This is a genomic window from Streptomyces sp. GESEQ-35, assembly GCF_017948485.1.
GTDB lineage: Bacteria > Actinomycetota > Actinomycetes > Streptomycetales > Streptomycetaceae > Streptomyces.
This window is the reverse complement of sequence record NZ_JAFFSX010000007.1, coordinates 301046-326904: the sequence shown is the minus strand read 5'-3', so window position 1 is coordinate 326904 and position 25859 is coordinate 301046. Positions and strand designations below refer to the sequence as shown.

General features: G+C 70.0%; 27 protein-coding genes. 19 read left to right on the top strand and 8 right to left on the bottom strand.

Annotated features, from left to right (window positions below):
- Positions 1–89: 89 nt before the first annotated feature.
- Entirely contained in the window at positions 90–581 is a 492-nt protein-coding gene (locus tag KCH87_RS17020) for a GNAT family N-acetyltransferase (protein ID WP_210586940.1), read from the bottom strand.
- Between the two features lie 88 nt (positions 582–669).
- Between KCH87_RS17020 and KCH87_RS17015 the strand changes: the two genes are divergently transcribed.
- Positions 670–1566, top strand: a complete 897-nt coding sequence (locus tag KCH87_RS17015; protein WP_210586939.1) for a TIGR01777 family oxidoreductase — start codon at positions 670–672, stop codon at positions 1564–1566.
- A gap of 169 nt (positions 1567–1735) precedes the next feature.
- Complete coding sequence (locus tag KCH87_RS17010; protein ID WP_210586938.1) at positions 1736–3103, top strand: NAD(P)/FAD-dependent oxidoreductase; 1368 nt, start codon at positions 1736–1738, stop codon at positions 3101–3103.
- 87 nt (positions 3104–3190) lie between these two features.
- On the opposite strand, the gene KCH87_RS17005 is transcribed toward KCH87_RS17010, so the two are convergent.
- A complete protein-coding gene (locus KCH87_RS17005; protein ID WP_210586937.1) occupies positions 3191–4663 on the bottom strand; it encodes a regulator in 1473 nt (490 codons plus the stop codon).
- Positions 4664–4913: 250 nt separating this feature from the next.
- Here KCH87_RS17005 and lipB point away from each other — a divergent pair, with 250 nt between their 5' ends.
- The 4 genes from lipB (at position 4914) to KCH87_RS16985 (ending at position 8096) form a co-directional block, all read left to right on the top strand.
- Positions 4914–5714, top strand: a complete 801-nt coding sequence (gene lipB / locus KCH87_RS17000) for a lipoyl(octanoyl) transferase LipB (RefSeq protein WP_210586936.1) — start codon at positions 4914–4916, stop codon at positions 5712–5714.
- Positions 5715–5870: 156 nt separating this feature from the next.
- Positions 5871–6836, top strand: a complete 966-nt coding sequence (gene lipA, locus KCH87_RS16995) for a lipoyl synthase (RefSeq protein WP_210586935.1) — start codon at positions 5871–5873, stop codon at positions 6834–6836.
- 272 nt (positions 6837–7108) lie between these two features.
- A complete protein-coding gene (locus KCH87_RS16990) occupies positions 7109–7309 on the top strand; it encodes a hypothetical protein (RefSeq protein ID WP_210586934.1) in 201 nt (66 codons plus the stop codon).
- An 85-nt stretch (positions 7310–7394) separates the two neighbouring features.
- Positions 7395–8096 (top strand): DUF4191 domain-containing protein, encoded by a 702-nt coding sequence (locus tag KCH87_RS16985; protein WP_210586933.1) that lies wholly within the window; start codon positions 7395–7397, stop codon positions 8094–8096.
- A gap of 11 nt (positions 8097–8107) precedes the next feature.
- Here the strand turns inward: KCH87_RS16985 and KCH87_RS16980 are convergent, their stop codons facing one another.
- The 3 genes from KCH87_RS16980 to KCH87_RS16970 form a co-directional block, all read right to left on the bottom strand.
- Positions 8108–8602, bottom strand: a complete 495-nt coding sequence (locus tag KCH87_RS16980) for a flavin reductase family protein (RefSeq protein WP_210586985.1) — start codon at positions 8600–8602, stop codon at positions 8108–8110.
- Between the two features lie 172 nt (positions 8603–8774).
- On the bottom strand, positions 8775–9941 hold the full coding sequence (locus KCH87_RS16975; RefSeq protein ID WP_210586932.1) for an acyl-CoA dehydrogenase family protein: 1167 nt from the start codon (positions 9939–9941) through the stop codon (positions 8775–8777).
- Between the two features lie 125 nt (positions 9942–10066).
- A complete protein-coding gene (locus KCH87_RS16970; protein ID WP_210586931.1) occupies positions 10067–10534 on the bottom strand; it encodes an RDD family protein in 468 nt (155 codons plus the stop codon).
- A 209-nt stretch (positions 10535–10743) separates the two neighbouring features.
- Here KCH87_RS16970 and glnA point away from each other — a divergent pair, with 209 nt between their 5' ends.
- From glnA to KCH87_RS16950, 4 genes are all read left to right on the top strand, one after another.
- Positions 10744–12153 (top strand): type I glutamate--ammonia ligase, encoded by a 1410-nt coding sequence (glnA, locus tag KCH87_RS16965; protein WP_210586930.1) that lies wholly within the window; start codon positions 10744–10746, stop codon positions 12151–12153.
- A gap of 113 nt (positions 12154–12266) precedes the next feature.
- Positions 12267–12581 (top strand): hypothetical protein, encoded by a 315-nt coding sequence (locus KCH87_RS16960; RefSeq protein ID WP_210586929.1) that lies wholly within the window; start codon positions 12267–12269, stop codon positions 12579–12581.
- 115 nt (positions 12582–12696) lie between these two features.
- Positions 12697–13614 (top strand): zinc metalloprotease HtpX, encoded by a 918-nt coding sequence (gene htpX / locus KCH87_RS16955; protein ID WP_210586928.1) that lies wholly within the window; start codon positions 12697–12699, stop codon positions 13612–13614.
- Between the two features lie 2 nt (positions 13615–13616).
- Positions 13617–14201 (top strand): hypothetical protein, encoded by a 585-nt coding sequence (locus KCH87_RS16950; protein WP_210586927.1) that lies wholly within the window; start codon positions 13617–13619, stop codon positions 14199–14201.
- A gap of 29 nt (positions 14202–14230) precedes the next feature.
- Here KCH87_RS16950 and KCH87_RS16945 read toward each other — a convergent pair whose 3' ends face one another.
- Positions 14231–14515, bottom strand: a complete 285-nt coding sequence (locus tag KCH87_RS16945) for a hypothetical protein (protein ID WP_210586926.1) — start codon at positions 14513–14515, stop codon at positions 14231–14233.
- A 253-nt stretch (positions 14516–14768) separates the two neighbouring features.
- On the opposite strand from KCH87_RS16945, the gene KCH87_RS16940 reads away from it, so the two are divergent.
- Complete coding sequence (locus KCH87_RS16940; RefSeq protein ID WP_247196313.1) at positions 14769–15554, top strand: alpha/beta fold hydrolase; 786 nt, start codon at positions 14769–14771, stop codon at positions 15552–15554.
- Positions 15555–15569: 15 nt separating this feature from the next.
- On the top strand, positions 15570–16754 hold the full coding sequence (locus tag KCH87_RS16935) for a winged helix DNA-binding domain-containing protein (RefSeq protein WP_210586924.1): 1185 nt from the start codon (positions 15570–15572) through the stop codon (positions 16752–16754).
- A gap of 60 nt (positions 16755–16814) precedes the next feature.
- Here KCH87_RS16935 and KCH87_RS16930 read toward each other — a convergent pair whose 3' ends face one another.
- Positions 16815–17123: a hypothetical protein gene (locus KCH87_RS16930; protein ID WP_210586923.1), complete on the bottom strand. Its 309-nt coding sequence runs from the start codon at positions 17121–17123 to the stop codon at positions 16815–16817.
- A gap of 382 nt (positions 17124–17505) precedes the next feature.
- Between KCH87_RS16930 and KCH87_RS16925 the strand changes: the two genes are divergently transcribed.
- The 7 genes from KCH87_RS16925 to KCH87_RS16895 all read left to right on the top strand — a co-directional run bounded on the left by KCH87_RS16925 (position 17506) and on the right by KCH87_RS16895 (position 25233).
- Positions 17506–18180: a hypothetical protein gene (locus KCH87_RS16925; RefSeq protein ID WP_210586922.1), complete on the top strand. Its 675-nt coding sequence runs from the start codon at positions 17506–17508 to the stop codon at positions 18178–18180.
- Positions 18181–18487: 307 nt separating this feature from the next.
- Positions 18488–19516, top strand: coding sequence for a glutamine synthetase (gene glnII, locus KCH87_RS16920; RefSeq protein ID WP_210586921.1), 1029 nt, complete (start codon positions 18488–18490; stop codon positions 19514–19516).
- A 343-nt stretch (positions 19517–19859) separates the two neighbouring features.
- Positions 19860–20423, top strand: a complete 564-nt coding sequence (locus KCH87_RS16915; protein ID WP_210586920.1) for a winged helix-turn-helix domain-containing protein — start codon at positions 19860–19862, stop codon at positions 20421–20423.
- A gap of 60 nt (positions 20424–20483) precedes the next feature.
- Positions 20484–21479, top strand: coding sequence for an NAD-dependent epimerase/dehydratase family protein (locus KCH87_RS16910; protein WP_210586919.1), 996 nt, complete (start codon positions 20484–20486; stop codon positions 21477–21479).
- A gap of 100 nt (positions 21480–21579) precedes the next feature.
- Positions 21580–22863 carry a sensor domain-containing protein gene (locus KCH87_RS16905; protein ID WP_210586918.1) on the top strand — a complete coding sequence of 428 codons (1284 nt, stop codon included), beginning with the start codon at positions 21580–21582 and terminating at the stop codon, positions 22861–22863.
- Positions 22848–23501, top strand: a complete 654-nt coding sequence (locus KCH87_RS16900; RefSeq protein ID WP_210586917.1) for a response regulator transcription factor — start codon at positions 22848–22850, stop codon at positions 23499–23501. The genes KCH87_RS16905 and KCH87_RS16900 overlap by 16 nt, the downstream gene beginning before the upstream one ends.
- Before the next feature lie 175 nt (positions 23502–23676).
- Complete coding sequence (locus KCH87_RS16895; RefSeq protein ID WP_210586916.1) at positions 23677–25233, top strand: DUF1996 domain-containing protein; 1557 nt, start codon at positions 23677–23679, stop codon at positions 25231–25233.
- Positions 25234–25313: 80 nt separating this feature from the next.
- Here the strand turns inward: KCH87_RS16895 and KCH87_RS16890 are convergent, their stop codons facing one another.
- Positions 25314–25754: a hypothetical protein gene (locus tag KCH87_RS16890; RefSeq protein WP_210586915.1), complete on the bottom strand. Its 441-nt coding sequence runs from the start codon at positions 25752–25754 to the stop codon at positions 25314–25316.
- Positions 25755–25859: the final 105 nt, after the last annotated feature.

Here is a 25859-nt window from a genome sequence, read left to right as displayed (position 1 = left end):
TCGATCGTCTGCGGCATCGTCGTGGCTGGTCGCGCCCACGCGGCGGAGCCGCACATCGATACAGCCCCGCGCCCCTTCGGGGCGCGGGCTCAGCTCAGGCTGCGCCCCATGAACACGTCGTCGACGTACTCGCCGGCCAGGAAGAACTCCTCCGGCAGCACGCCCTCCACCACGAAGCCCTCCGACTCGTAGAGCTTGCGGGCCGCGGTGTTGTGGCCCAGGACGCGCAGGGTGATCCGGCGTGCCCCCTGCCGCCGTGCCTCGTCCTGCACGGCCCGCAGCAGCGCCCGCGCGACTCCCGCACCGCGTGCCTCCTCGGCGACGGCGAGACCCTGGATCTGGCGGACGTGGGTGTTGCACGCGAGCGGCGTCGGGAATCCCAGCCGGATGTAGCCGACGACAGCCGCGCCGAGTTCGGCGACGAGATGGTCACGCGGCCCGAACCGCTCGTTGTAGAAGGGCTCGTACGGCGGCTGGGGGCGCGGCTGGACGGAGTGCACCGTCGACCAGGTGGCCCGGTCGAGGCGGCCGAGCGTCTCTTCGTCGTCGAGGGTGGCGTGGCGTATGTACGGGACAGACATGGCGGCAACCCTATGACGGCCGCCCGATCCGGTTTTCGCGCCGCACCCGTCCGGGCCTTACCGCACGCCTACGGTCATGCTGGGAGTCATGGAACCCTCGCGAATCGCGGTGGCCGGCGCGTCCGGTCTGATCGGCAGTGCCCTGGTGCGGTCCCTGACCGCGGACGGGCACGAAGTGGTACGCCTGGTGCGCCGCGCGCCCCGGGCCGAGGACGAGGTCCGCTGGGACCCCGAGGCACGGCAGGTGGATGCGGCCGGGCTCGCCGGGTGCGATGCCGTGGTCAATCTCGCGGGCGCCGGGGTCGGCAGCCGGCGCTGGACCGACGCGTACAAGACGAGGATCCGCTGTAGCCGGGTCCTCGGCACCTCGGCACTGGCGGAGGCCATCGCCTCCCTGGACACCCCGCCGCGGGTCTTCGTGAACGGCAGTGCCATCGGCTTCTACGGCGAGACGGGTGACCGTACGGTCGACGAGAGCACCCCGCACGGTGCCGGTTTCCTGCCCGAGCTGTGCGTGGAGTGGGAGGGCGCCGCGGTGGCCGCGCAGAAGGCCGGCGTACGAACGGTGTTCACGCGCACGGGACTTGTCGTGTCCCCCAAGGGCGGGGCCTGGGGGAAGCTGTTCCCGCTCTTCAAGGCGGGGCTCGGCGGGCGGATGGGCGACGGACGGCAGTACTGGTCGTTCGTCTCGCTGCACGACGAGGTGGCAGCGATTCGCCATCTCATCGACACCGACGGGCTGTCCGGGCCGTTCAACGTGACCTCCCCACAGCCGCTGACGAACCGTGAGATCACCGCGGCGATGGGCCGCGTGCTGCACCGGCCGACCCTCTTCGCGGTGCCCGCGCCCGTGCTGCGGGCCGTGCTCGGCGAGATGGCCGGGGATGTGCTGGGCAGCGCGCGGGTGCTGCCGACCCGCCTGCTGGAATCGGGCTTCACGTTCGCGTTCCCGGACATCGAGGGAGCGATCCGGGCCGCACTGTGATCCCCCCGGTCACCGGATGGCTGCATGCGACCGTCGTGCGACCGTGCCCTGCCGGTGCGCGACTTTCTTTGACCGATCACCGCCCTAACCTCGACCCGAACTCGGGTATCCCCAGAGCCTGTTGGGGGCATGACGTCTCCACCGGCCGCGCAACGTCGAGGAGGGGCACGTGCTTGAGCCCGCGTACCAGGCGGACGTCGTCATCGTGGGAGCCGGGGTCGCCGGACTCTCGGCGGCTCATCGGCTGACCAGCGCAGGAGTAACGACCGCGGTCCTGGAGGCCGCCCCTTACCTCGGCGGCCGGATGTCGACCGAGAAGGTCGACGGATTCCGGCTCGACCGCATCGGACAGCTGCTGTCCACTTCGTATCCCGAACTGGGCATGACCCCGGGGCTCGACGCACTCGTACTGCGCCCCTTCGCGCCGGGTGTTCTGCTGCACAGCGGCGGACGGCGCCACCGCGCGGGCGCCCCGGCGAACGATGGGGGCGCAAGGGGCGCACTACACGCCGTGCGCGCCCTGGCGAGCGCCCCCTTGCCGACCTCCGTCCACCCCCGGAACCAGACGGCCGTCCCCCGCCCGCGGACCGGCGCCCCCCTCGGCACCGCCGTCGACCAGGCCCGGCTCGCCGCCGCACTCGCCCGGCTGGCGGGCACGCCCGTCGAGCGGCTGCTGGCCCGCCCCGAACTGCCGGCCGGCGAGGCCCTCGCGGCCCGGGGTGTCCCCGCGCGCACGATCGACGGTTTCCTGCGGCCGCTGCTCGCCGCCCTGCTCTGCGACCCCGAACTCACCACGTCCAGCCGCTGCGCGGACCTCGCACTGCGCGCCTTCGCGAGCGGGCGGCTGTGTGTGCCGGAGGGCGGCGCCGAGGTACTGCCGGAGCTGCTGGCGCGGGCGCTGCCGCCGGGCACCGTGCACACCGGGGTGCGGGTCACCTCGGTCGCCACGACCTCGGTGACCACCGCCGAGCACGGCGAGTTCCGCTGCCGGGCCGTCCTCGTGGCCACCGACGCCCGCACGGCCGCCGACCTGCTGCCCGGACTGCGCGTCCCCGACTTCCACCCGCTGACGGTGATCCACCACACCACGGACGAGCCCCCGGAGACCGGTGCCTCCCTCCTCCTCGACGCCGACCGCAGCGGCCCCGTGGCACACACGTCGGTGGCCAGCGAGGTCGACCCGAGCCGCGCCCCCGCAGGCCGCGCCCTGATCTCCTCCACGATCCTCGGCCCACTCCCACCGGACGCCGACACAGCCGTACGCATACACCTCTCCCGCCTCTACGGCACCCCCACCGCCCGCTGGGAGACCCTCGCCGTCCACCACACCCCCGAGGCCGTCCCCGCAATGCGCCCCCCACACGATCTACGGCGCCCCGTACGCCTGCTGGCGGGCCTGTACGTATGCGGCGACCACCGAGACACAAGCACAGTGCAAGGCGCACTGCACTCAGGCCACAGGGCATCGTCAGCAATCCTGACGGACCTGGGGTCGATGAATCGGACGGACCCACTACCAACAACGCAGGCGGCCTGAGCGCCCCTTCAGGGGCGCGGGGAACTGCGCGACAAGCCACGACGGCGCCGCACCAGCAACTCAACGGTCGAAGTTACGGCGGAACGGCTACCCCAGCGCAGCGACCTTGTCCCGATACCCCCGCACAGGCGCAGCATCCTTGTACGGCTCCAACCGCCGCTCGAAGTCCCGCACATACTCCACCGCCCGCACCGACCGCATCTCCGCGGCCGCCCCCGCCGCCTCCGCCCCCAGCGCACACGCCTGGTCCAGCTCACCGAGCCCGAGCCGGGCGGAGGCAAGCACCACACGGCAGAACAGCCGACTGCGCGCAAACGCCGGCGCACGCAACTGCAGCGACCGCTCGGCATGTTGCGCGGCGGCACGAAACTGCTGCAGATCCCGATGACAGTGCCCGAACTCATCCGCAAGCTGCGCCTCGTCGAAGAACCGCGCCCAGTGCGGGACTTCATCGCCGGGCCGCGAGGCCTCCAGCGCCCGCTCGGCCCGCACCAACGACGCCGTGCACGCCCGCACCTCCCCGAGCACCCCGTGCCCCCGCGCCTCGACCGAGTGCAACAGCGCCTGCACAACCGGCGGCGCCGTCGTCCCGACCCCCTGCTGCGCCACGCGCGCGAGCTGTACGGCCTCCCGCCCGTGCCCGAGATAGACGGCCTGCCGGCTCATGGTGATCAGCACGAACGAGCCGAACGCCCGGTCCGCCGCCGCCTGCGAGAGCCTGAGCGCCTGCACGAAGTACCGCTGGGCGAGCCCGTGTGCCGCGATGTCGTACGACGTCCAGCCCGCGAGCCTCGTCAGCTCGGCGGCGGCCGCGAACAGGCGGCGGCCGGTCTGCTCGCCGTACGTGCCGCGCAGCATCGGCTCGCACTCGTGCTCCAGGTAGCGCACGAGGGCCTGCCGGGCGTGGCCGCCGCCGTACATGTCGTCCAGGGTGCGGAACAGGTCGCCGACCGAGCGGAGGGCGGCGATGTCGCCTCCGGTGACCTTCTGGCCGGGACCGCGTTCGGCCTGGCCGCGCTGGCGGGGCACCATCGGGCGGCCCTGCGCGGGGACGGTGGGGGCCCCTCCCGCTCGCGCGAAGGCGAGAGTGGGTGCGGGCAGCTCGCCGCGTGCCACCTTGTCGTCGGCGCGGCCGATCAGCCAGTCCCGGCTGGGCACGACGAGGCCGGCCGCGGTGAACGCGATCTTGCGCAGCTCGGCGTGGCTGCCGGAGTCCTTGCGCCACAGCCCGCTGACGATGTCGACGGCCTCCTCCGGGGTGCCGGCGAATTCCAGGCCGGCGTACACCGGCGCACAGGCGTCGAGGCCGAGATCCTGGGCGGTGAGCCGGCGCCCGAGCCGCCGGGTGAACACCTCGGCGATAAGTGCGGGCGTGGTCCCTCGGGGCTGCTGGCCGCGCAGCCACCGGGTGACGGATGTCTTGTCGTATCTGAGATCCAGCCCGTGTTCGAGTCCGAGCTGGTCCACTCGACGGGCGAGACCCGCGTTGGAGAACCCCGCTTCTGCGATGAGCGCGGCGAGCTGTCGGTTGGGCGTGCGCTGCGCGGGTCGTTCCGTCATCTGCGGTGCGGTCTCCTGCCTTTCGGGCCTCGCGAAGGCCCTGCGGTGCCCGGATTGCCTGTGAGCAGCCTTTTTGGCCTCTGTGAACGGCGCGAATGTAGCGGAGAGTAAGCGTCCGACTGCGCACTTCTCCGCGCATTCATCCGATCGTGTGAGGATTGCCCGCAGGACTGACGGGCATCGACCGGACGTACAGTGGCGTGGGCACGTTACGTGCCTGACACAGCCATCGCTGAGGGAGGCGCTTGCCGTGAGTGGGTTGCGGTTCGTCCGCATGGGATTCGGAGGGGACGCCGTCGAGTACCAGGAGGCATGGGACGAGCAGCGCCGGGTGCACGCGGCGCGCTTCGAGGACCAGATCTCCGACACCGTGCTGCTCCTGGAGCACCCTCCGGTGTATACGGCGGGCCGGCGCACGGCCGACGACGAGCGTCCCCTCGACGGCACCCCGGTCATCGATGTGGACCGCGGCGGCAAGATCACCTGGCACGGTCCGGGCCAGCTGGTGGGCTACCCCATCCAGAAGCTCCCGCGCCCGGTGGACGTCGTGGCGCATGTACGACGCCTGGAGGAGGCCCTCATCCGCACGTGCGCGGAATTCGGCCTGGAGACCAGCCGGGTCGAGGGCCGCAGCGGGGTGTGGGTCCTGGGTGACCCGGTGGACCAGCGCCCGTCCTCCCTCGGCGGACTCTCCCTCGACTTCGACCCGCGTCTGCACGACGAGGAGTTCGACCCCCGCCTCAACGGCCCCGAGTACGCCCCTTCCAACGCCGGCCAGCGCCGCGAGGACCGCAAGATCGCCGCGATCGGCATCCGCGTCGCCAAGGGCGTGACGATGCATGGCTTCGCCCTGAACGTGAACCCGGACAACAAGTGGTTCGACCGGATCATCCCCTGCGGAATCCGAGACGCGGGCGTCGCCTCGCTGGCGAGCGAACTCGGGCGGGACGTGACGATCGCGGAGGTACTGCCGGTGGCCGAGCGGCACCTGAAGGACGTACTGGAGAACGCGGACCTGAAGCCGCGAGCAATCGAGAAGACGCCGGCATAAACCAGCCCGTCCGGCGATTGAGGACAAGGCCCGTTCAGGGCCGAAGCGAGGGCCTGGGGGCGGCAGCCCCTTAGCAAGGCCAGCACCCACGCCGGGCAACAAATCAACGGGCGTACCCTTGAGCACGCCGAAGAATCAACCGCTAGGGAGCCAGTCGTGTCCGCAGTCGCACCCGACGGACGCAAGATGCTGCGCCTGGAGGTCCGGAACGCCCAGACCCCCATCGAGCGCAAGCCCGAGTGGATCAAGACCCGGGCGAAAATGGGTCCCGAGTACACGAAGATGCAGAGCCTCGTCAAAAGCGAGGGCCTGCACACGGTCTGCCAGGAAGCCGGCTGCCCCAACATCTACGAGTGCTGGGAGGACCGCGAGGCGACCTTCCTCATCGGCGGCGACCAGTGCACCCGGCGCTGCGACTTCTGCCAGATCGACACCGGCAAGCCCGAGGCCCTCGATCGCGACGAGCCCCGCCGGGTCGGCGAGTCCGTGGTCACCATGGACCTGAACTACGCCACGATCACCGGCGTCGCCCGCGACGACCTCCCGGACGGCGGCGCCTGGCTGTACGCCGAGACGGTCCGCCAGATCCATGAGCAGACGGCTGCCCGTGAGGCCGGCCGCACCAAGGTCGAGCTCCTCGCCCCGGACTTCAACGCCGTCCCGGAGCTGCTCGACGAGGTCTTCGCCTCCCGCCCCGAGGTCTTCGCGCACAACGTCGAGACGGTCCCCCGGATCTTCAAGCGCATCCGCCCCGGCTTCCGCTACGACCGCTCGCTCGGGGTCATCACCGCCGCCCGCGACTACGGCCTGGTCACCAAGTCGAACCTCATCCTGGGCATGGGCGAGACCCGCGAGGAGGTCAGCGAGGCGCTCCGGCAGCTGCACGACGCCGGCTGCGAACTGGTCACCATCACGCAGTACCTGCGGCCGAGCGTCCGGCACCACCCCGTGGAGCGCTGGGTCAAGCCGAACGAGTTCGTGGAGCTGAAGGACGAGGCCGAGCAGATCGGCTTCTCGGGCGTGATGTCCGGCCCACTGGTCCGCTCCTCGTACCGCGCCGGACGCCTTTACCAGATGGCCGTGGAGAAGCGCGGGGCGTACGTCGCCTCGCAGGCCGTCTGACACATCGTCATCTGCCTTGTCCCGTAAGGCACGAGACAGCGTGTGAATTCGCGCACAAGAAACTACCCGCTGGTAGCGAAGATGTCGACGCGGCCCTGAACGTCCTCGCAGATGAGGGCGCACATCAGGGCCGCGTCCGCGTTTTCGCCCCCCGTATCAAGGCTTCATTGGCGTTTGACCGGTCGGTCACGCCCTGGTAACACCAATCAGTGACACTCGACTTACACCGCGTACACCCGTATCCGCAGCCGTTCCGAGGGGGGACCTCCACTATGCAGGCCGCGCCCGTCCGCGCCACCGCCATCCCGTCCGTCACCGACGCACTGCGCGCCGTCGAGTCGCTGCTGATGAGCAGCGGCCAGCGCACCGCCCGTCGCAACGCCTGGACTTCCGTCCTGGAGGACCGCCGCCGGGCCAAGGACCGGGTCGAGGCCCAGCGCGTGCTGGAGCAGACCCTCGCCGGGCGCCCCTGACCCGTGCGTCCTCTGAAGCTCCCCCTCCGCTTCCTTCCGGGCACTGCCGTCGTCGGCGCTCCCGGGGCCACGTAGACTTCGTGGCATGGCGAGGAAGGACACGGCAGCGGACGCTGCAAACCCCGGGCGGCTCAAGCAGATCGCTCAGACCTACAAGATGACCCGCAGGGCCGACAAGAAGATCGGTCTTGTACTCGCGGCAGTCGGAATCGTCACCTTCGGTGTCTTCCTCGCGATCGGTTTCTTGATCGGTTACCCCATTTATCTCGGCATCCTGGGCCTGCTGCTCGCCTTCCTCGCGACGGCGATCGTGTTCGGGCGCCGGGCCGAGCGGGCGGCCTTCGGGCAGATGGAGGGACAGCCGGGCGCGGCCGCGGCGGTGCTCGACAACGTCGGCAGGGGGTGGACGACGACCCCCGCGGTGGCGATGAACCGCAGCCAGGACGTGGTGCACCGAGCCGTCGGCAAGGCCGGCATCGTGCTGGTCGCCGAGGGCAACCCGAACCGGGTGAAGGGCCTGCTGGCGGCCGAGAAGAGGAAGATGAACCGCATCGTCGCCGACGTCCCGGTGCATGACCTGATCGTCGGCACCGGCGAGGGCCAGGTCGAGCTGAAGAAGCTGCGTACGACGATGCTGAAGCTGCCGCGTGTGCTGTCCGGTCCGCAGGTCACGGCCACCAACGACCGGCTGCGTGCCATGGGCGACATGATGAGCAACATGCCGCTGCCGAAGGGGCCGATGCCCAAGGGCATGAAGCTCCCGAAGGGCGGACCGAAGGCCCGGTAGACCGGACGGGGTCAGGCCAGCGTCCTGAAATCCCGGTCGTAGTAGACCATCGGGGACCCCTCCCCCAGCCGTACACCCGTCACCCGGCCGATCAGGACCATATGGTCCCCGGCCGGGTGACGTGCGTGTGCCTCGCAGTCCAGCTCGGACAGTGCCTGCTTGACCGTCGGCAGTCCACCGGGGCTGAGCCACATCCCGCCGGACGCGAACTTGTCGGTGCCCTTGCTGGCGAAGCGCAGCGCGAGCGGGAGATGGACCGGGGCCAGCATGCTCACCGCGAAGCGGTCGCAGCGCGCGAACGACATCGCCGAGTCGGCCGTGTTCGCCAGGCACACCAGGATCATCGGCGGCTCCAGCGACACCGAGCAGAAGGAACTGGCGGTGAACCCGCGGGGGGTGCCGTCCTGGCACCGGGTGGTCACCACCACGACGCCCGAGGGGAAGCGGGCCATCGCGGCCCGGAAGTCCTCGGGCGCCACCGTCGCTGCCGCCAGGGCTATGTCCATGCCCACGTCGTCTATGTCGACGTCTATGTCCTGCTGCTCCGTCATGACGGTCGCACCACCTGTCGGACCTCGCCGACGACTCACTGACCGTGCTCGAGTGTGTACGAGATCATCATCCGCGTTCAGGTCGACTATGCGCTCGCCACCCCGGCCCAGCAACCGGACGACGGCGTCAGACGGGGCTGGTCCGTCCGTCACCGGACAGTGCCCAGGCGCCGTACGCGGCACCGGTGGACTCGAAGGACAGCGCCACGTGCGAGGCGGCGCTGTTCACGTCCCGCCAGAAGCGTTGCACGGGGTCGGTCGAGGACTGTCCGGACGTCCCGCTGGTGCGGAAGACCCGGTCGACCGCCGAGACCAGCAGCTCCACCGCGAGTGCGAGGTCCCTGGCCCCGCGGACCGCGGCCTCGCCCTCCGGCGGGGCCTCCGTGCCGTCGGCGACCGCGGCCGTACGCCGGACGAGGAGTTCCGCGGCGTCCACCTCGGCGGCCGAGCGGGCCAGGGAGACCTGCACCGAGGGCATCTCGCGGACGGCCCGGCCCCGCCGGTCGACACGCGACCCGGTCCGCTCGATCCAGGTGCGCATCGCGCCCCGCACGGCGCCCACCAGCGGCGCGGCGAACGGCAGCGAGTTCACGGCGTACATCGGCACGATGTGGCAGCGCGCGTCGGACGCGGGTGCCCGGCCGGCGTGGACGGCGGACCGGGCCAGGGTGCGGTGCTCGGGCACGAAGACGTCGGAGAGGACCAGGGTGTCGCTGCCGGTCCCGCGCATGCCCACCGAGAACCAGCTGTCGGCGATGGTGAAGTCGGCCCGCGGCACCGCGAAGTACCGCACCGCGGGCCGCCCCTGGGGATCATCGGACCGCTCGTCCGGTACGGCCGCGCAGGCGAGCGCCCAGTCGGCGAAGTGCACGCCGCTGATGTACTTCCACTCGCCGTTCAGCCGCCAGCCGTCCGCCACGCGCTCCGCCGTGCCGGACGGCATGAGCGCGGCGACCAGCAGCGCGTCCGGGCCGTCCGCCCAGATCTCCGCCTGCCCCTGAGCGGGCAGGAAGGCCGCGTACCGTCCGGCGTAGGCGGCCAGCGACGCCGCCCAGGCCGCCGACGTACACCCCTCCCCGACGAGGAACACCGCCGAGGTCAGCTCACTGAAGGCGCCGGCCGCACCGCCGTGGGCCACCGGCACGAAGTGCCGCGCGAAACCGGCGTCCCGCACCGCGTGGATCACCTGCGGTGAAAGCCGCCGGGCGATTTCCGCCTCCTCCGTGTGCCGGGCCGCGATGTCGGCGACCTGGGGCGCCCGAGCCACGATCGTCGACATGTTGTCGTACGACATATTGTCCAACCACCTCCGCCGGTATGGCGGCAGTGTTTCGAACGCGGTTCGACGTGGACGGGACCCCGGGCCGTGGCCGGGTCGGCCGTCACCCGACCGGCGTCATATATGCGGACTGCGGCGGCTCAGCTCCGTACCTCGACCGTGCGGGCCAGCCGGTCGTGCAGCCCCCGTCCGTCGCGGTCCCAGATCAGGGCGGGGATCGCGACGCACAGCAGGGCCGTACGCAGCAACGTGCGGAGCGGGTTCACGGCGCCGGTGTCGAGGTGGACGACGCGCAGGCCGAAGAGGCGCTTGCCCGGGGTGAAGCCGAGGGTACCGACGGTCAGGGCGCTCAGCACGAAGAAGATGAGCAGGGCCCAGTTTCCGGTCGCCTGCTGGTAGCCGTCCGTGATCAGGCCGTATGCGATCAAGAGGCACAGGGCCCAGTCCACGGCGAGGGCGCCGAGGCGGCGGCCGGGGCGGGCGATCGAGCCGGGCCCTTCCTCCGGGAGACCGAGCTGCTCCCCCCGGTATCCAAAGTCGGCGCCGGCGTCTTCCATGGCCGCGCGCGGCCCGGAAAGCCACGATCCGATTGCTTGCCTCTTGTCCACCCGTACACGGTACTGCGCCCTTGTTTGACCAGGGCACGGCGGGGTGTTTCCGAGCTACGGTGGGACCAGGGTCGGTTAACTTGTGCGAAACAAATGGGTCACGCCCGAGAAATCACGCGTCCCTAGGGTCGAGGTCAACGTGTGCCACCGCACTGGCCGCACAAACGAACTACCACCCCGGCGGGACGGTCGGGAGTAGGAGGAGCTGGATGTTCCAGAACGCCGACGAGGCCAAGAAGTTCATCGCGGACGAGGGCGTCAAGTTCATCGACGTCCGCTTCTGCGACCTCCCGGGCGTCATGCAGCACTTCACGGTGCCTGTCGATGCGTTCGACCCGGATGACGAGCTGGCCTTCGACGGCTCCTCGATCCGCGGCTTCCAGGCCATCCACGAGTCCGACATGGCCCTGCGCGCGGACCTGTCGACCGCCCGGGTCGACGCCTTCCGCCGTGACAAGACGCTGAACATCAACTTCTTCATCCACGACCCGATCACCGGCGAGCAGTACAGCCGTGACCCGCGCAACGTGGCGAAGAAGGCCGAGGCGTACCTCGCGTCCACGGGTATCGCCGACACCGCGTACTTCGGTCCCGAGGCCGAGTTCTACGTCTTCGACAGCGTCCGTTTCGCGACCAACGCGAACGAGTCCTTCTACCACATCGACTCCGAGGCCGGCGCCTGGAACACTGGTGCGCTGGAGGACAACCGCGGCTACAAGGTCCGCTACAAGGGCGGCTACTTCCCGGTCCCGCCGGTCGACCACTTCGCCGACCTGCGTGCCGAGATCTCCCTGGAGCTGGCCAACTCCGGCCTCCAGGTCGAGCGTCAGCACCACGAGGTGGGCACCGCCGGCCAGGCCGAGATCAACTACAAGTTCAACACGCTGCTCGCCGCCGCCGACGACCTCCAGCTCTTCAAGTACATCGTGAAGAACGTCGCCTGGCGCAACGGCAAGACCGCGACCTTCATGCCGAAGCCGATCTTCGGTGACAACGGCTCGGGCATGCACATCCACTCGTCGCTGTGGACGGGCGGCTCGCCGCTCTTCTACGACGAGGCCGGTTACGCGGGCCTGTCGGACACCGCCCGCTACTACATCGGCGGCATCCTCAAGCACGCCCCGTCGCTGCTGGCCTTCACCAACCCGACGGTGAACTCGTACCACCGCCTGGTGCCGGGCTTCGAGGCCCCGGTGAACCTGGTGTACTCGCAGCGCAACCGCTCCGCCGCGATGCGTATCCCGATCACGGGCTCCAACCCGAAGGCCAAGCGCGTCGAGTTCCGCGCGCCCGACTCCTCCGGCAACCCGTACCTGGCCTTCTCGGCGCTGCTGCTCGCGGGCCTGGACGGCATCAAGAACAAGATCGAGCCGGCCGAGCCGATCGACAAGGACCTGTACGAGCTGGCTCCCGAGGAGCACGCGGGCGTCCCGCAGGTCCCGACCTCGCTCCCGGCCGTCCTCGACCGCCTCGAGTCCGACCACGAGTTCCTGCTCGCGGGCGACGTCTTCACGTCCGACCTGATCGAGACGTGGATCGACTTCAAGCGCACGAACGAGATCGCGCCGCTCCAGCTGCGTCCGCACCCGCACGAGTTCGAGCTGTACTTCGACGTGTGATCGTCGCCCCTCGGCAGCTCTGCGGCGCCCCCGTTCCTGATTCCTCAGGGCGGGGGCGCCGTCGTGTGTTTTCTGGCACGATTGTTCGAGACGGAGTGACGGGGGTTGCTGAGATGTCCGAGCAGGACGACGCCGAGCGGGAGTTCGACCTCAAGTGGGCGGACAAGGCCGAGCACAAGGAGCCCTCGGCCCGCGCCCGGATGCTCGCCGAGCGCTGGAAGAAGAACCCGCCGGGACCGGTGCCGTTCCGGGCCGACCCGGGTCCGGTGCGGAGCCGTCGCCGCTCGTCCCGGATACGGAGCCGTCCCCGCTCGTCCCGGATACGGAGCGGTCGCCGCTCGTCCTGGATATCGACGGCCATCGTGCTCGGCTCCATGGCGGCGATCATCCTGCTCCTCGGGTACCTGAACTTCCGGCCGTCCTACTGAGTGAGGACGCTCACAGCGTCCCTTTGCGGGCCCTAGAGCTGATCGCGACCGCGTCATGGTGTGCCCGGGTGCACACTGGCAGTGGGGCGAGTGCCTGACTGCTGAGGTGATGCAGATGCAGAGCCGATTTGGGAGCGACCGGCGCCTGACCGTGCGCATGACGGTCACGCTTTTTCTGCTCGGGTTGTTGTACGTGGTGTTCATCGCGGCGCTGATCGTGCTGCTGAAGTCCTGGGTGCTGGTCGTCGTGGTGGCGGCCGCGTTCCTCGGCGCGCAGTACTGGTTCTCCGACCGGATCGCGCTGTTCGCGATGCGCGGGCGGGTCGTGGAGCGCGAGGAGTATCCCGAGCTGCACGGCGTGATCGACCGGCTGTGCACGATGGCGGACATGCCCAAGCCGGTGGTCGCCGTGTCCGATATGGACATGCCGAACGCGTTCGCCACCGGGCGCAACCCGGACAAGTCCGTGATCTGTGTGACCACCGGTCTGCTCCGACGCCTGGAGCCGGCCGAACTGGAGGGCGTGCTGGCGCACGAGCTGTCGCACGTGGCGCACAAGGACGTCGCCGTGATCACCATCGCGTCGTTCCTCGGTGTGATCGCCGGGCTGATCGTACGGTTCGCGTTCTACTCGCAGCTCTTCGGCGGCGGGCGCCGGGACCAGAACACCGCGGTGATCTTCATGGCGGTGATGGCGGTCTCCGCGGCCGTCTACGCGATCAGCTTCATGCTGATCCAGGCCCTGTCCCGGTACCGGGAACTGGCGGCAGACCGGGCGGCGGCGCTGCTCACCGGCCGTCCCTCCGTGCTGGCGTCCGCGCTGACCAAGGTGTCGGGCGACATCGCCCGTATCCCGACCAAGGATCTGCGCACGGCACAGGCCTTCAACGCCTTCTACTTCACCCCGGCCCTGGGCAAGGAGCCCGGCCTCGCCCGGCTCTTCTCGACCCACCCCAGCCTGGAGCAGCGGCTCGACCAACTGGCACGGATCTCCGCCGAGTTGGGTGAGGCGGCGGCTCCCGGAAAGGCGTGAGTATGGGATTGCTGGACATCCTGCTCGGTCGTACGAAGCCCATCGCGCCCGACCTCGACCAGCTTTTCGCACTGCCGTCGGCGGCCGTGACGCTCCAGGCGGCGGCGTCCTTCACACCGACCGGGCGCGGGGCGGTGTGCTTCGCCACGGTCGAGGGCGCGGCCTTCGAGCAGACGCACCGCGAGGTCCAGGCGCTGCTGGACGCGGACGCGGATCGCGACGGCCTGCCCGTGGAACTGCAACGGGACAAGTACGGCTACTCCTGGCTGGTCTCGCATCGCGCCCCCGACGAGCTGCCGCTTCTGGTCAACGACCTGCATGCGGTGAACAGCTCGATGGAGGTCAACGGCTTCGGCCCGCAGTTGCTGTGCTCACTCGCGGGTTTCCAGGATGAGGAGGACCGGCGGCTGGCGCTGGTCTACCTCTACAAGCGGGGCACCTTCTACCCGTTCGCGCCGCTGCCCGGCGACGGACAGCGGCGCGACAACGCGCTGGAACTGCGCGTGAAAGCGACCCTCGGCGACGACCTGCGCATCGAGCAGGACCTCAACCGCTGGTTCCCGGTGTGGGGCGCCCCCGGTCTGTGACCGGCGCTCACCACACACCACTCCATGGATCACTTGCTCTTCTCCTTGCCCTTCTCGCGCTCCTGACGGCGCGACTCGAAGGGGCGCTCGCGGCGGTAGCGGCGCTCCCACTTGGCCTGCTCGTCCCGGCGATTGCGGTACGAGCGGTAGTCGGACGGCATCCGGCCGGACCCGCCCGACGACGAAGTCGGCGAGGAGTCGCGCCCGTACTGCAGGTACAGGAAGAGCACCGCGACGGCGGCAAGCCAGTACAGGTGGTTTCCGAATCCCAGGACGACCAGGACCGCGGTCCCGGAAAAGATGATGGTGCCCATGATGGGCCTCCGTGGGCGTGGGTGATGGCTGAGCGGTGATGAAGTGTCCCGACGGGGCGCTGGGGGTGGGCGTCCTGCCGTCGGTGCGTAGAGAGTAGCCCCGTGTCCGCAAGGTGGTGCCTGCCCTGCGGGAACCGGTGGAGGACAGCTCCGCTATGCGTGTCCAGCGTAGGGAACCGGTCACTCGGTGTGCATCTGCTTTTCCCAGGGTCTGCGGCCTGACGGGTGCATGCCCCATGAGTGAATGGGGCGCATGACTGAGCCTTCCTCCTTCGCGCCTTTCGTTGCCGAGTACGACGGTGAACTGCTCAGAGGGGTGTACGGCGGTGACGGCGGTCCGGACGACCGGCCCACCGTCGTTCTGCTGCACGGTGCGGGCGTACTCGGCAGCAAGGAGCGACTCCTCCCGCTGCTCGGCGAGTTCGTCGCCCGCGGCTGCCGTGGCCTCGCCTTCGACTTCTCGGGACACGGGGAAAGCAGCGGCGAACTGCGGGAGTTGACCTTGCGCCGGCGCTTCGAGCAGGCGGTCGCCGTGATCGACACGCGCGCGTGCGGCCCGCTGGTGCTGGTCGGGTTCAGCATGAGCGGCCAGACCGTGGCGGACCTCGCCCGGCACTACGGGAAACGGGTCGTGGCCCTCGGCATGTGCGCACCCGCCGTCTACGCGGCCGAGGCATGGGACGTGCCGTTCGGGGACGGTGACGGCCGGTTCAGCGAGATCATCCGCACGCCGGACAGCTGGCGGGCCTCCCCCGCGCTGGACGCGCTCCGGGCGTACGAGGGCCGGGCGGTCCTCGCGGTCCCCGGCACGGACACGATCATCCCGCCCGCCGTGACGGAGGCCATCCAGCAGGCGCTCGCCACGCGCGCACAGTTCACCCGCTTCGACCTTCCCGAGGCGGAGCACATGCTGGGCCAGTGGTTCCGCGAACACGCGGACGACCGACGGGACTTCGTGAATGAGGTGCTGACCGGCCCGACCGGCCGACGGCCGATTGTCAGTGGTGTCCGAGAGGATGAGGTCACAGAGGTGAAGTGACGGGTGGAGGATGGTATGAGCGACGGGCAGCGGCACGTCGGTGTGGCGGAGCGGCGGGCCCGGCTCGCGCTGCGGCACCGCCTGGCGGGTACGGCACGGGCGGCGTCGCCGGAGGAGATCGCCCGCTCGCTGGTCGCGCTGCACGGCACCGACCCGGCGACGGTGTATCTGGCGGTGGGCGCGCGGCTCGGGGATCCGGCGAAGACGGTGACCGAGACGGAGCGGGCGCTGTACGGGGACGGCAGCCTGGTGCGTATGCACGGCATGCGGAACACCGTGTTCGTGTTCCCGTCCCGGCTGACCGCCGTCGTGCACGCCTCCACGGGCATCGCCGTCGCCGCCCGCGAACGCGCCAACCTGCTCAAGCAGATGGCTGTGGGCGGAGCGCCGGACGCAGCCTGGCTCAAGGAGGTCGAGGAGTCCACGCTGGCCGTGCTGGAGCGCCGCGGACAGGCGACGGCGGCCGAACTCGCCCAGGACGAGCCGCGGTTGAGAGAGCGGTTTACCTACGGTGCCGGGAAGAGCTACGAGGGCCTGCACACCGTCTCGACACGGCTGCTGCGCCTGCTGGGCCAGGAGGGCAAGGTCGTGCGCGGCCGGCCGCTCGGCTCCTGGACGTCGTCCCAGTTCCGCTGGGCTCCGGCGCCCGCGCATCCGGAGCTGGACATCGCAGGGGCCCAGGCCGCCCTCCTCGGCCGCTGGCTGACGGCGTGCGGCCCGGCCACCGAGGCCGACCTCAAGTGGTGGACCGGCTGGAACGTGACCGAGGTGCGCCGCGCCCTCAAGGCGATCGGCGCCGAGGAGGTGCGGCTCGACGAGGGCACGGGCCACGTCACGGCCGGTGACACCGCCCCCGTGGCCGAGCCCGCCGAGCCCTGGGCCGCCCTGCTGCCCGCCCTCGACCCCACAGCGATGGGCTGGCAGCACCGCGACTGGTACCTCTCCCCCGACCTCCGCCCCGCCCTCTTCGACCGCAGCGGCAACGTGGGTCCGACGGTGTGGTGGAACGGCCGGGTGATCGGCGGGTGGGCCCAGCGGGCCGACGGCGAGATCGTGTGGCGGGTGCTGGACCGGGAGGGGATCGGCCCAGAGGCGGAAACCGTGATCGAGAGGGAGGCGGAGCGGCTGCGGGGGTGGGTGGGGACGACACGGATCACACCGCGGTTCCGGACGCCGCTGGAGAGGGAGTTGTCGGCGTAGGGCCACGACTCCCCTTCCGACGCCGGGCACCGCGTCAACGCACGGCGCCCGGCCCCGACCTCACCGGTTGTAACGCATGAACGCCCGGACCATATGGCACGTCGTCTCCGACGGCTGGTGGACTCCGATGAGTTGCGCCGTGCTTCGTATCGTCTCGTTGCGGGCCTGGTTCGGCAGGTACACGCCCGAGTCGAGCAGGGCGATGGCGAGGCGCATGGCCTTGAGGCGGCGGTTGTGCGTGACGTACCACTCGCGGGGACGGCCCGGCGGCAGCGGGCGCTTCTCCACGGGTTCGTACGGCAGATCGAGCAGGACGGGGCGCATCGCAGTGGACTGGGTCGGCTTCGGCTTCAGTGCGGCAGCGGGCACAGGCATCCTCCTGTCGCGGTAAGGGCATCGACCGGAGACTTCGGCGGCCCCGGCGACACCCTCGAACACTGCTTCTATTCTACCGCCCGCCACTGACAAAGCCCCTGGCCACAAGGGCTTTCGGGGGTGCTGTGACGCAGGTGGAAGACGAGTTTTCCGGGGACCCGAAAGAGCTACCGTGGTCCGCATGGAGATCTGGATCAACCCGGCCTGCTCGAAGTGCCGCAGCGCGATCAGCCTGCTTGGATCAAGGCACTGGCCGAGCACGACTCCAACTCCGGTGTGACGCAGGTTACTTCGGTGACTCCTGTAACCGCTGAGTAACGTCGTTCGGCATCTCGTACATAGCGACGTACGTCCCCCACCTCGTCAGGAGGCGCGCATGTCGCGTAGGAGAACCCTCAGCACGAAGAAGAAGGTCGCCCTGCTGGTGACCGCGGCCGCGGTGGCGGGAGGCGGGGCCTTCGCCATGGCGGCCACCTCGAACGCCGCGCAGACCTCCGCCGACTCGACCGTCTGCCAGGGCCTCGCCACCGCCCTCGGCAACAACGAGGCGTTCATCGCGGGACAACGGGCCAACCCGGACGCGCAGTCCGAGGCCCGGATCGCCAACCGTGAGGCGGTCATCGCACAGATCAAGGTGCAGCAGGAAGCGTCGGATTGCGTCGTTGGGGAATCGGCTCAGGGCTCCCAGGCGACACAGCCGGCGCAGAACGGCCAGGACGCCGGCCAGCAGGCAGGGGGCACGCAGCCCTCGCAGGCCGCGACCGCCCCGGCGGGCAACGCCGGTGACGACGCCGCCGTATCCGGCGAGCAGGTCTGCAACGGCTCCACCGTCACCCTCTCCGGCGAGGCCGGCGCCCCGGCCGCGTCCAGCAACCAGTTCCCGGCGGGTACGAAGCTGAAGGTCACCAACCTGGACAACAACAAGTCCACGACGGTGGAGGTCACTTCGGTCTCCGGCAGCTGTGCACTGCTGAACAACGCGGCTTTCGAGCAGGTCCGTGAGCCCGGCAAGTTCCTGATCCGCCGGGCCGTGATCGAGAAGGTGGGGTGATACCCAGCCGCATCCGCAAGCAGTGAGGCGGCGGCCCCACTCCGCCACCTCGTACGTGTCACAGGTCCTGTCGCTCCCGGCCAGGGGCGGCAGGACCTACACGGTTACGGCCACGCAGTTCCCCTGTGCGTCGGCCTCACACCGTGAATCGCACCACAGCACGACCAGGTAACACGGGGTTCACAGTCGAGCAATGATCGGGAAATCGCCTGTTGACAGGCTCGCGGGCAACAAGAGCGGCGCCCCAGTGCCGCAGCGCCGCAGCACCCGCAAGTGCGCCTAGACCCACCCCCGAAGGATGTGGCCCGTGACCTTCAAGGCTGAGTACATCTGGATCGACGGCACCGAGCCGACGGCCAAGCTCCGTTCCAAGACGAAGATACTGGCCGATGACGCCAAGGGTGCCGAGCTGCCGATCTGGGGCTTCGACGGGTCCTCCACGAACCAGGCCGAAGGCCACGCCTCGGACTGTGTGCTCAAGCCGGTCTTCTCCTGCCCGGACCCGATCCGCGGCGGCGACGACATCCTGGTCCTGTGCGAGGTCCAGAACATCGACTTCACCCCGCACGCCACGAACACCCGCGCCGCGCTGGCCGAGGTCGCCGAGAAGTTCGCCGCCCAGGAGCCGATCTTCGGCATCGAGCAGGAGTACACCTTCTTCAAGGACGGCTACCCCCTCGGCTTCCCGAAGGGCGGCTTCCCGGCCCCGCAGGGCGGCTACTACTGCGGTGTCGGCGCCGACGAGATCTTCGGCCGTGACATCGTCGAGGCCCACCTGGAGAACTGCCTCAAGGCGGGTCTCGCCATCTCCGGCATCAACGCCGAGGTCATGCCCGGCCAGTGGGAGTTCCAGGTCGGCCCGGTCTCCCCGCTGGACGTCTCCGACCACCTGTGGGTGGCCCGCTGGCTGCTCTACCGCACCGCCGAGGACTTCGACGTCGCCGCCACCCTCGACCCGAAGCCGGTCAAGGGCGACTGGAACGGCGCCGGCGCGCACACCAACTTCTCCACCAAGGCGATGCGCGAGACCTACGAGGCGATCATCACCGCGGCCGAGTCGCTCGGCGAGGGCTCCAAGCCGCTCGACCACGTCAAGCACTACGGCGCCGGCATCGACGACCGTCTGACCGGTCTGCACGAGACCGCCCCGTGGGACAAGTACTCCTACGGCGTCTCCAACCGCGGTGCCTCGGTGCGTATCCCGTGGCAGGTCGAGAAGGACGGCAAGGGCTACATCGAGGACCGCCGTCCGAACGCCAACGTCGACCCGTACGTCGTGACGCGCCTGATCGTCGACACCTGCTGCTCGGCCCTGGAGAAGGCCGGCCAGATCTGATCCCCGCCACAGCTCCGTGAAAGGGCGCCCACCGCACGGTGGGCGCCCTTTCGCGTCAAGGAAGCGTCCAAGCAGTGAGAGGAAGCTCCTGCCGGGGCAGGCCGTCTGCTTCAATGGGGGCATGGCCGGCTTCCAGAAGCACACCGCGACGGGTCGCCATGACCTCGAGCCCTTCTGGCCCTCCCGTCAGCACCACGACTTCGACCGTGTGTGTCGCCGCGCGATGAACGCGCCGGCCCTCTAAAGCCGTACACGGCCCCTGCCGCCGTACACCCCGGCCTTCGGCCCGCGCGCATGACGTACGTCCCCCAGACGACCTCTCGCGCGAAAGAGCTGACCTCTCATGGCGAACACTCGTTCTCTGCCCACCGCCGCGCTCAGCACCCCCGCCCCCGACGGTTCACGGCACCGGCTGCGTGCCGTCGGCCGGGACGAGGTGGTGGACGTCGCGGACCTGCTGCCGCCGGGCGCCACCTGGCTGCCCGCTCCCCAGCACACCCTGCCCACCCTGCCGGGCCGGCCACCGATGGTCGGCTACCTGGTGCTGGTCCCGGCAGACCAGCAGCAGCCGTTCACACCGGTGGCGGTGCCCGACCGGCCCGAGGCCGAGGACGATCCGCTCGTCCGGGTCGACACCGCGCGGCGCACCGCCGAGGTGGACGGCCGTGAACTCGACCTCACGTACCTGGAGTTCGAGCTGCTCGCGCACTTGGTTACCCGCCCGGGCCGGGTGCACACCCGCGACCAGCTGGTCACCACGGTCTGGGGGTACGGACACGTCGGCGACGGCCGCACGGTCGACGTCCACATCGCCCGGCTGCGCCGCAAGCTGGGCGCCGAGCACCGCAACACCATCCAGACGGTGCGGCGGGTCGGATACAAGTACGTGCCGCCGACCGGGCGCTGACCGTCTGCCCACGGCAGATTCACGTTCCGTCCCGCGGCCCGGCCAGGCAGAGTCGAGGTCATGAGACTTCTGGTGCTGGGTGGTACGGAGTTCGCGGGGCGGGCCGTCGTGGAGGCGGCGCTCGGGCGGGGCTGGGAGGTGACCGTCCTCCACCGGGGCCGGCACACACCGCCTCCCGGTGCGCGGTCGCTGCGCGGCGACCGCACCGCGTCCGACGGGCTCGCCGCCCTGGCGGAGGGCGAGTGGGACGCCGTCGTCGACACCTGGTCGTCGGCGCCGTATGCCGTACGGGACTCGGCGCGGCTGCTGCGGGGCCGCGCCGGGCGGTATGTGTACGTGTCGAGCTGCTCGGTGTACTCGTGGCCGCCCGCCGCCGGGTACACCGAGGACGCACCCCTGGTCGAGGGCGCCTCGGCCGACGCGGAGGCGACCGAGTACGCGCGCGACAAGCGGGGCGGCGAGCTGGCCGCCGTGGCCGGGTTCGGCGCGGACCGTGCGCTGCTCGTCCGCTCGGGGCTGATCCTCGGGCCGTACGAGAACATCGGGCGACTGCCGTGGTGGCTCACCCGGATCGCACGCGGCGGCCCCGTGCTGGCGCCCGGGCCGAAGGACCTGCCGCTCCAGTATGTCGACGTCCGCGATCTCGCCGAGTGGATTCTCGGCGCGGTGGAGCGGGAGCTGAGCGGGCCGTACAACCTGATCAGTCCGCCGGGGCACGCGACGACGGCCGGGCTGCTGGAGGCGTGTGTACGGGCCACCGGCGCGGCGGCCGAGCTGCGGTGGACCGATCCGGACGTCGTCCTCGGCGCGGGTGTCGAGCCGTGGACCCAGCTGCCGGTGTGGGTGCCGCCGGACAGCGAGCTGCACGCGGCCCTGCACGGCGCCGACGTGTCCCGAGCGCTCGCGACGGGCCTGGACTGCCGCCCCGTCGCCGAGACCGTCACCGACACCTGGACCTGGCTGACCGGCATCGGCGGCACTGCACCCCAGCGGCCGGACCGGCCACCGGTCGGGCTGGATCCGGAGGTGGAGGCGAAGGTCCTCGGCGGCCGGTGACCGTGCCCTCCCCACTCGCCGGGGGGTGTACCTGACGCCACCCCCTGGTCCGGGCCCTTACCCCAGTGACCGGCCCTGTCCGCTCGGCCATGCTGACGGCATGGACATCGACACGCAGAGCACGACGGGCAAGAGGAACGACGCCGTGCGTTCACGGGCGCGGGGCATGGGACTGGCGGGGGTGCGGGGGCTCGGGCTTTCGCTGGTGGTGCTGCCGGGAGCGATTCTCGGTTTCGTGCTGTCCGTGGTGTCCATCCTGCTCATTCCGATCGGGGTCGGCATCGTCACCACACCGTGGGTGCTCACCGGAGTGCGCGCCTTCGCGGACTGGCGGCGGATCCTCGCGGCAGAGTGGTGCGGGGTGCGGATCCCGTCGGCGTACCGGCCGCTCCCCGAGGGCGCCAACCCGTGGACCCGCACCTTCGGGATGCTCCGGGATCCGGCGACCTGGCGGGATCTGATGTGGCTGCCCGTCGACATGACGGCGGGCTTCGTCACCGCGCTCCTGCCTGCCGTGCTGCTCCTCTACCCCGTGGAGGGGTTCGCTCTGGCGGCCGGGCTGTGGCAGATCGTCGACGATGACTACTGGTACGGCTTCGTGCCGGTTACCGGGCAGGCCTCCGCACTCGGCGCGGGTGTCCTGGCCCTCGTCCTTCTCTTCTTCGCCCACTTCCTCACCACCCGCCTGCTGACCGCCCACTTCCAGCTCACCCGGGCCGTCCTCGCCTCCGACCAGGGCGTACTCACCGAGCGCGTCCGCGTCCTCACCGAGACCCGACGGGACGCCGTCGACACCTCCGCCGCCGAGCTGCGCCGCATCGAGCGCGACCTGCACGACGGGGCACAGGCCCGGCTGGTCGCCATGGGTATGGACCTCGGGACGATCGAGCTGCTCCTCGACAAGGACCCGGAGCAGGCCAGGCTGCTCCTGGCGCAGGCCCGCAAGTCCTCCGTCGAGGCCCTCGCCGAACTCCGGGACCTGGTGCGCGGCATCCATCCGCCGGTGCTGGCCGAGCGCGGTCTGGGCGACGCCGTACGGGCGCTGGCGCTGCGGATGCCCGTACCGACCGAGGTGACGGTGGAGCTCCCCGGGCGGGCGGACGAACCCGTCGAGTCGGCAGCCTACTTCGCGGTCAGCGAGGTGCTCACCAACGCGGTCAAGCACGCGGATGCCGACCGCATCTATGTCGACCTCCACCACACCGACGGCATGCTGCGGATCTCGGTCACCGACAACGGCAAGGGCGGCGCGATCATCGGTGCCGGTTCGGGGCTGGCCGGAGTGGAGCGCCGACTGGGTACATTCGACGGCGTCCTGGCCGTCAGCAGCCCCGCGGGCGGTCCCACCATGGTCACCATGGAGATCCCTTGCGCGTTGTCCTAGCCGAAGACCTGTTCCTGCTGCGCGACGGACTGGTCCGGCTTCTCCAGGCCTACGACTTCGAGATCGCCGCGGCCGTCGAGACGGGCCCCGAGCTGACCCGTGCGCTGGCCGAGCTGGAGCCGGACGTCGCCGTCGTCGACGTACGCCTGCCCCCGACGCACACCGACGAGGGGCTCCAGTGCGCGCTCCAGGCCCGCAGGGACAAGCCCGGTCTGCCGGTGCTGGTCCTGTCGCAGCACGTGGAGCAGCTGTACGCGCGTGAGCTGCTCGCCGACGGCAGCGGCGGGGTGGGGTATCTGCTGAAGGACCGGGTGTTCGACGCGGAGCAGTTCGTGGATGCCGTACGACGGGTCGCGGCGGGCGGTACGGCGATGGACCCGCAGGTGATCCAGCAGCTGTTGTCCCGGCGGGAGGCCGACGACCGGCCGCTGGGGCGGATCACCGCCCGCGAACGGGAGGTTCTGGAGCTTATGGCGCAGGGCCGCTCGAACGCGGCGATCGCGGCACAGCTCGTCGTGACCGAGCGGGCCATCGCCAAACACACCTCAAATATCTTCGCGAAGCTGGGACTTGAGGTCTCGGACGACGACAACCGCCGTGTGCTGGCGGTTCTCGCGTATCTGGACCAGGACCGCTGATTCCCGATGATCACAACTCCCGCGTTTTGTGGGGGTGTTGAGGGGGAATTGTTCTTCGAACCTCTCATCAATTTCTGAGACTGCTGAACACTCCTGGGACCTCCTGCGTATGGATGGGAGCCGCTTCACTCCTGTCGGGCGTCTCGCTGCCCCGCAAGGAAGTCAGAGGAGTTCCATGGGACGCAACACACGAAAACGCCGTACGCCGCTGGCCACCAAGGCCATAGCCGCATCGGCGGCCCTAGCGCTCGGTGGGGGCGGGCTGATCTGGGCTAACTTCTACGCATCTGCGCATGAGGAAAACTCATACGGGAACCAGACCAGGTCAGCCGGTGCCCAAGTCGCGACGATCAACTGTCCTGACGTCGGTCAGCAGCTGACGAAGGTGCCGCGGAGCGCGCGCCGAGGCGTCGCCAAGGAGCTGTCGCAGCTCGACCGGCAGATCACGGACGCCTACACGCGTCTCGCCTCGACGCGTCAAGCCCAGGCAGGGGACGCCGGCTACGTCAACAACGCCATCCTCAGCCCGCTGAAGTCCAAGCGGACCGCCACCCTCGACCGCATCGGCATCAACATCAACCGCGCGGGCGGCAAGGCTCCGCAGGGGATGGGCGATCTCGCCGAGTGCCAGGGCGTCCCGGCCGAACAGCCGGAAACCAACGACGGCCAGGGCGAGGACCAGAACAACGACGGTCAGGACCAGGGCCAGGACGGCGGTCAGGACCAAGGTGACGGTCAGGACCAGGGTGACGGTCAGGACCAGGGCGGTGACGAGGGGCAGGACCAGGGCAACGGCGGTCAGGCCGGCAACGGCCCGGTGGCCGACGACTTCATCAACATCGAAGACGTCCAGCCCAACTCCCGCAACCTGCCGAACGGGCTCGCCGCGAACGGCGACGGCGGTTCGACGGGCTCCTTCACCACCAACTGCGGCACCAACGAGAACGAGAACCGCAACTCGGACAACGTGATCGTCGCTCCGGGTGTCAGCAACGGTGCGCAGCACCAGCACGACTACGTCGGCAACCAGGCCAACAACGCTTTCGCGAGCGACGAGGACCTGGCCAACGGCGACACCACCTGCCAGAACCAGGGTGACAAGTCGTCGTACTTCTGGCCGGTGCTGCGTGTGCAGGACGGTCAGAACGACATCGACGCGGACGCGCCCGGTGGCGGTCAGGACAGCAACGTCGGCACGATCCAGCAGACCGCCGAGGCAGAGCTCAAGTTCGTCGGCAACAGGACGAGCGATGTCGTGGCGATGCCGACGGCCCTGCGCATCATCACCGGTGACGCCAAGGCCTTCACCAACGGCCTGGCGAACGCCAACACGGCCTGGAGCTGCACCGGCTTCGAGGACCGGCAGTCGACGGACAAGTACCCGATCTGCCCCGAGGGCAGCTCCGTGGTGCGCACGTCCGCCTTCCAGAGCTGCTGGGACGGCCAGAACATCGACAGCGCCAACCACCGCACGCACGTCGCCTTCGTCCAGGAGGACGGCACCTGCGCCAACGGTTTCCAGGCCATCCCCCAGCTGCAGGTCCGTCTGGTCTACAACGTCGCGGCCCCGCAGATCGAGAATGGGCAGGTGACCAACGCATTCGCGGTGGACTCCTTCCCGGAGCAGCTGCACAAGCCGATCACCGACCACAACGACTTCATCAACTTCTTCGATGAGGACGTGATGAACCAGATGGTCGACTGCATCAACAACGGCGAGGACTGCCAGTAGTCCGGACCCGGTAGCAGGACGAAGCCGGCGGTGGGATTTCCCACCGCCGGCTTTCGTCTGTGCCGTCCGAACTCGCGCGGTCAGCCGTCGTGGCCCGAGGGCGAGGGGGACCCGCTCGCCCCACCGTGGTGATTCATGTGAGCCGATCCCTCCTCCATGGTCCCGCCGAGCGTGGTCTGTAGCGCTGTGACCGTCTTCTGCTCGCCGACGGCGACCCACTTGCGGCCGACGAGGTAGTAGCCGCCGTAGTCCTTCGCCCCGTTGATCCACTCACGCTGGCCGCGGTCGGTGGCGAAGGTGGCGAGGACGTACTTCTCCTTGCCGGTCTTGCACAGGGCCTGGCGGATCTCGTCGGCGTCGGTCTGCATGTCCGGCTTGCATTTCGCCTCGGCGGCGATGTGCTCCAGGCTCCCGGTCGCCGTCTCCGGTACGGCCGCCTGGTCATCGCCCGAGCCGCAGCCCGCCAGCGCCAGTGCCGCCGCCGCGCCGACGAGCGCGAGCATCGGTCGGGTCAACCTCATCTGTTCCTCCGGTACGGGCATGGGTAGGGCACCTGCCGAAGTCGGATACGGCTGCCACGCGCGAAGCACTCAAAATTACCGGTGTCGCACCGGACACACCCGTGC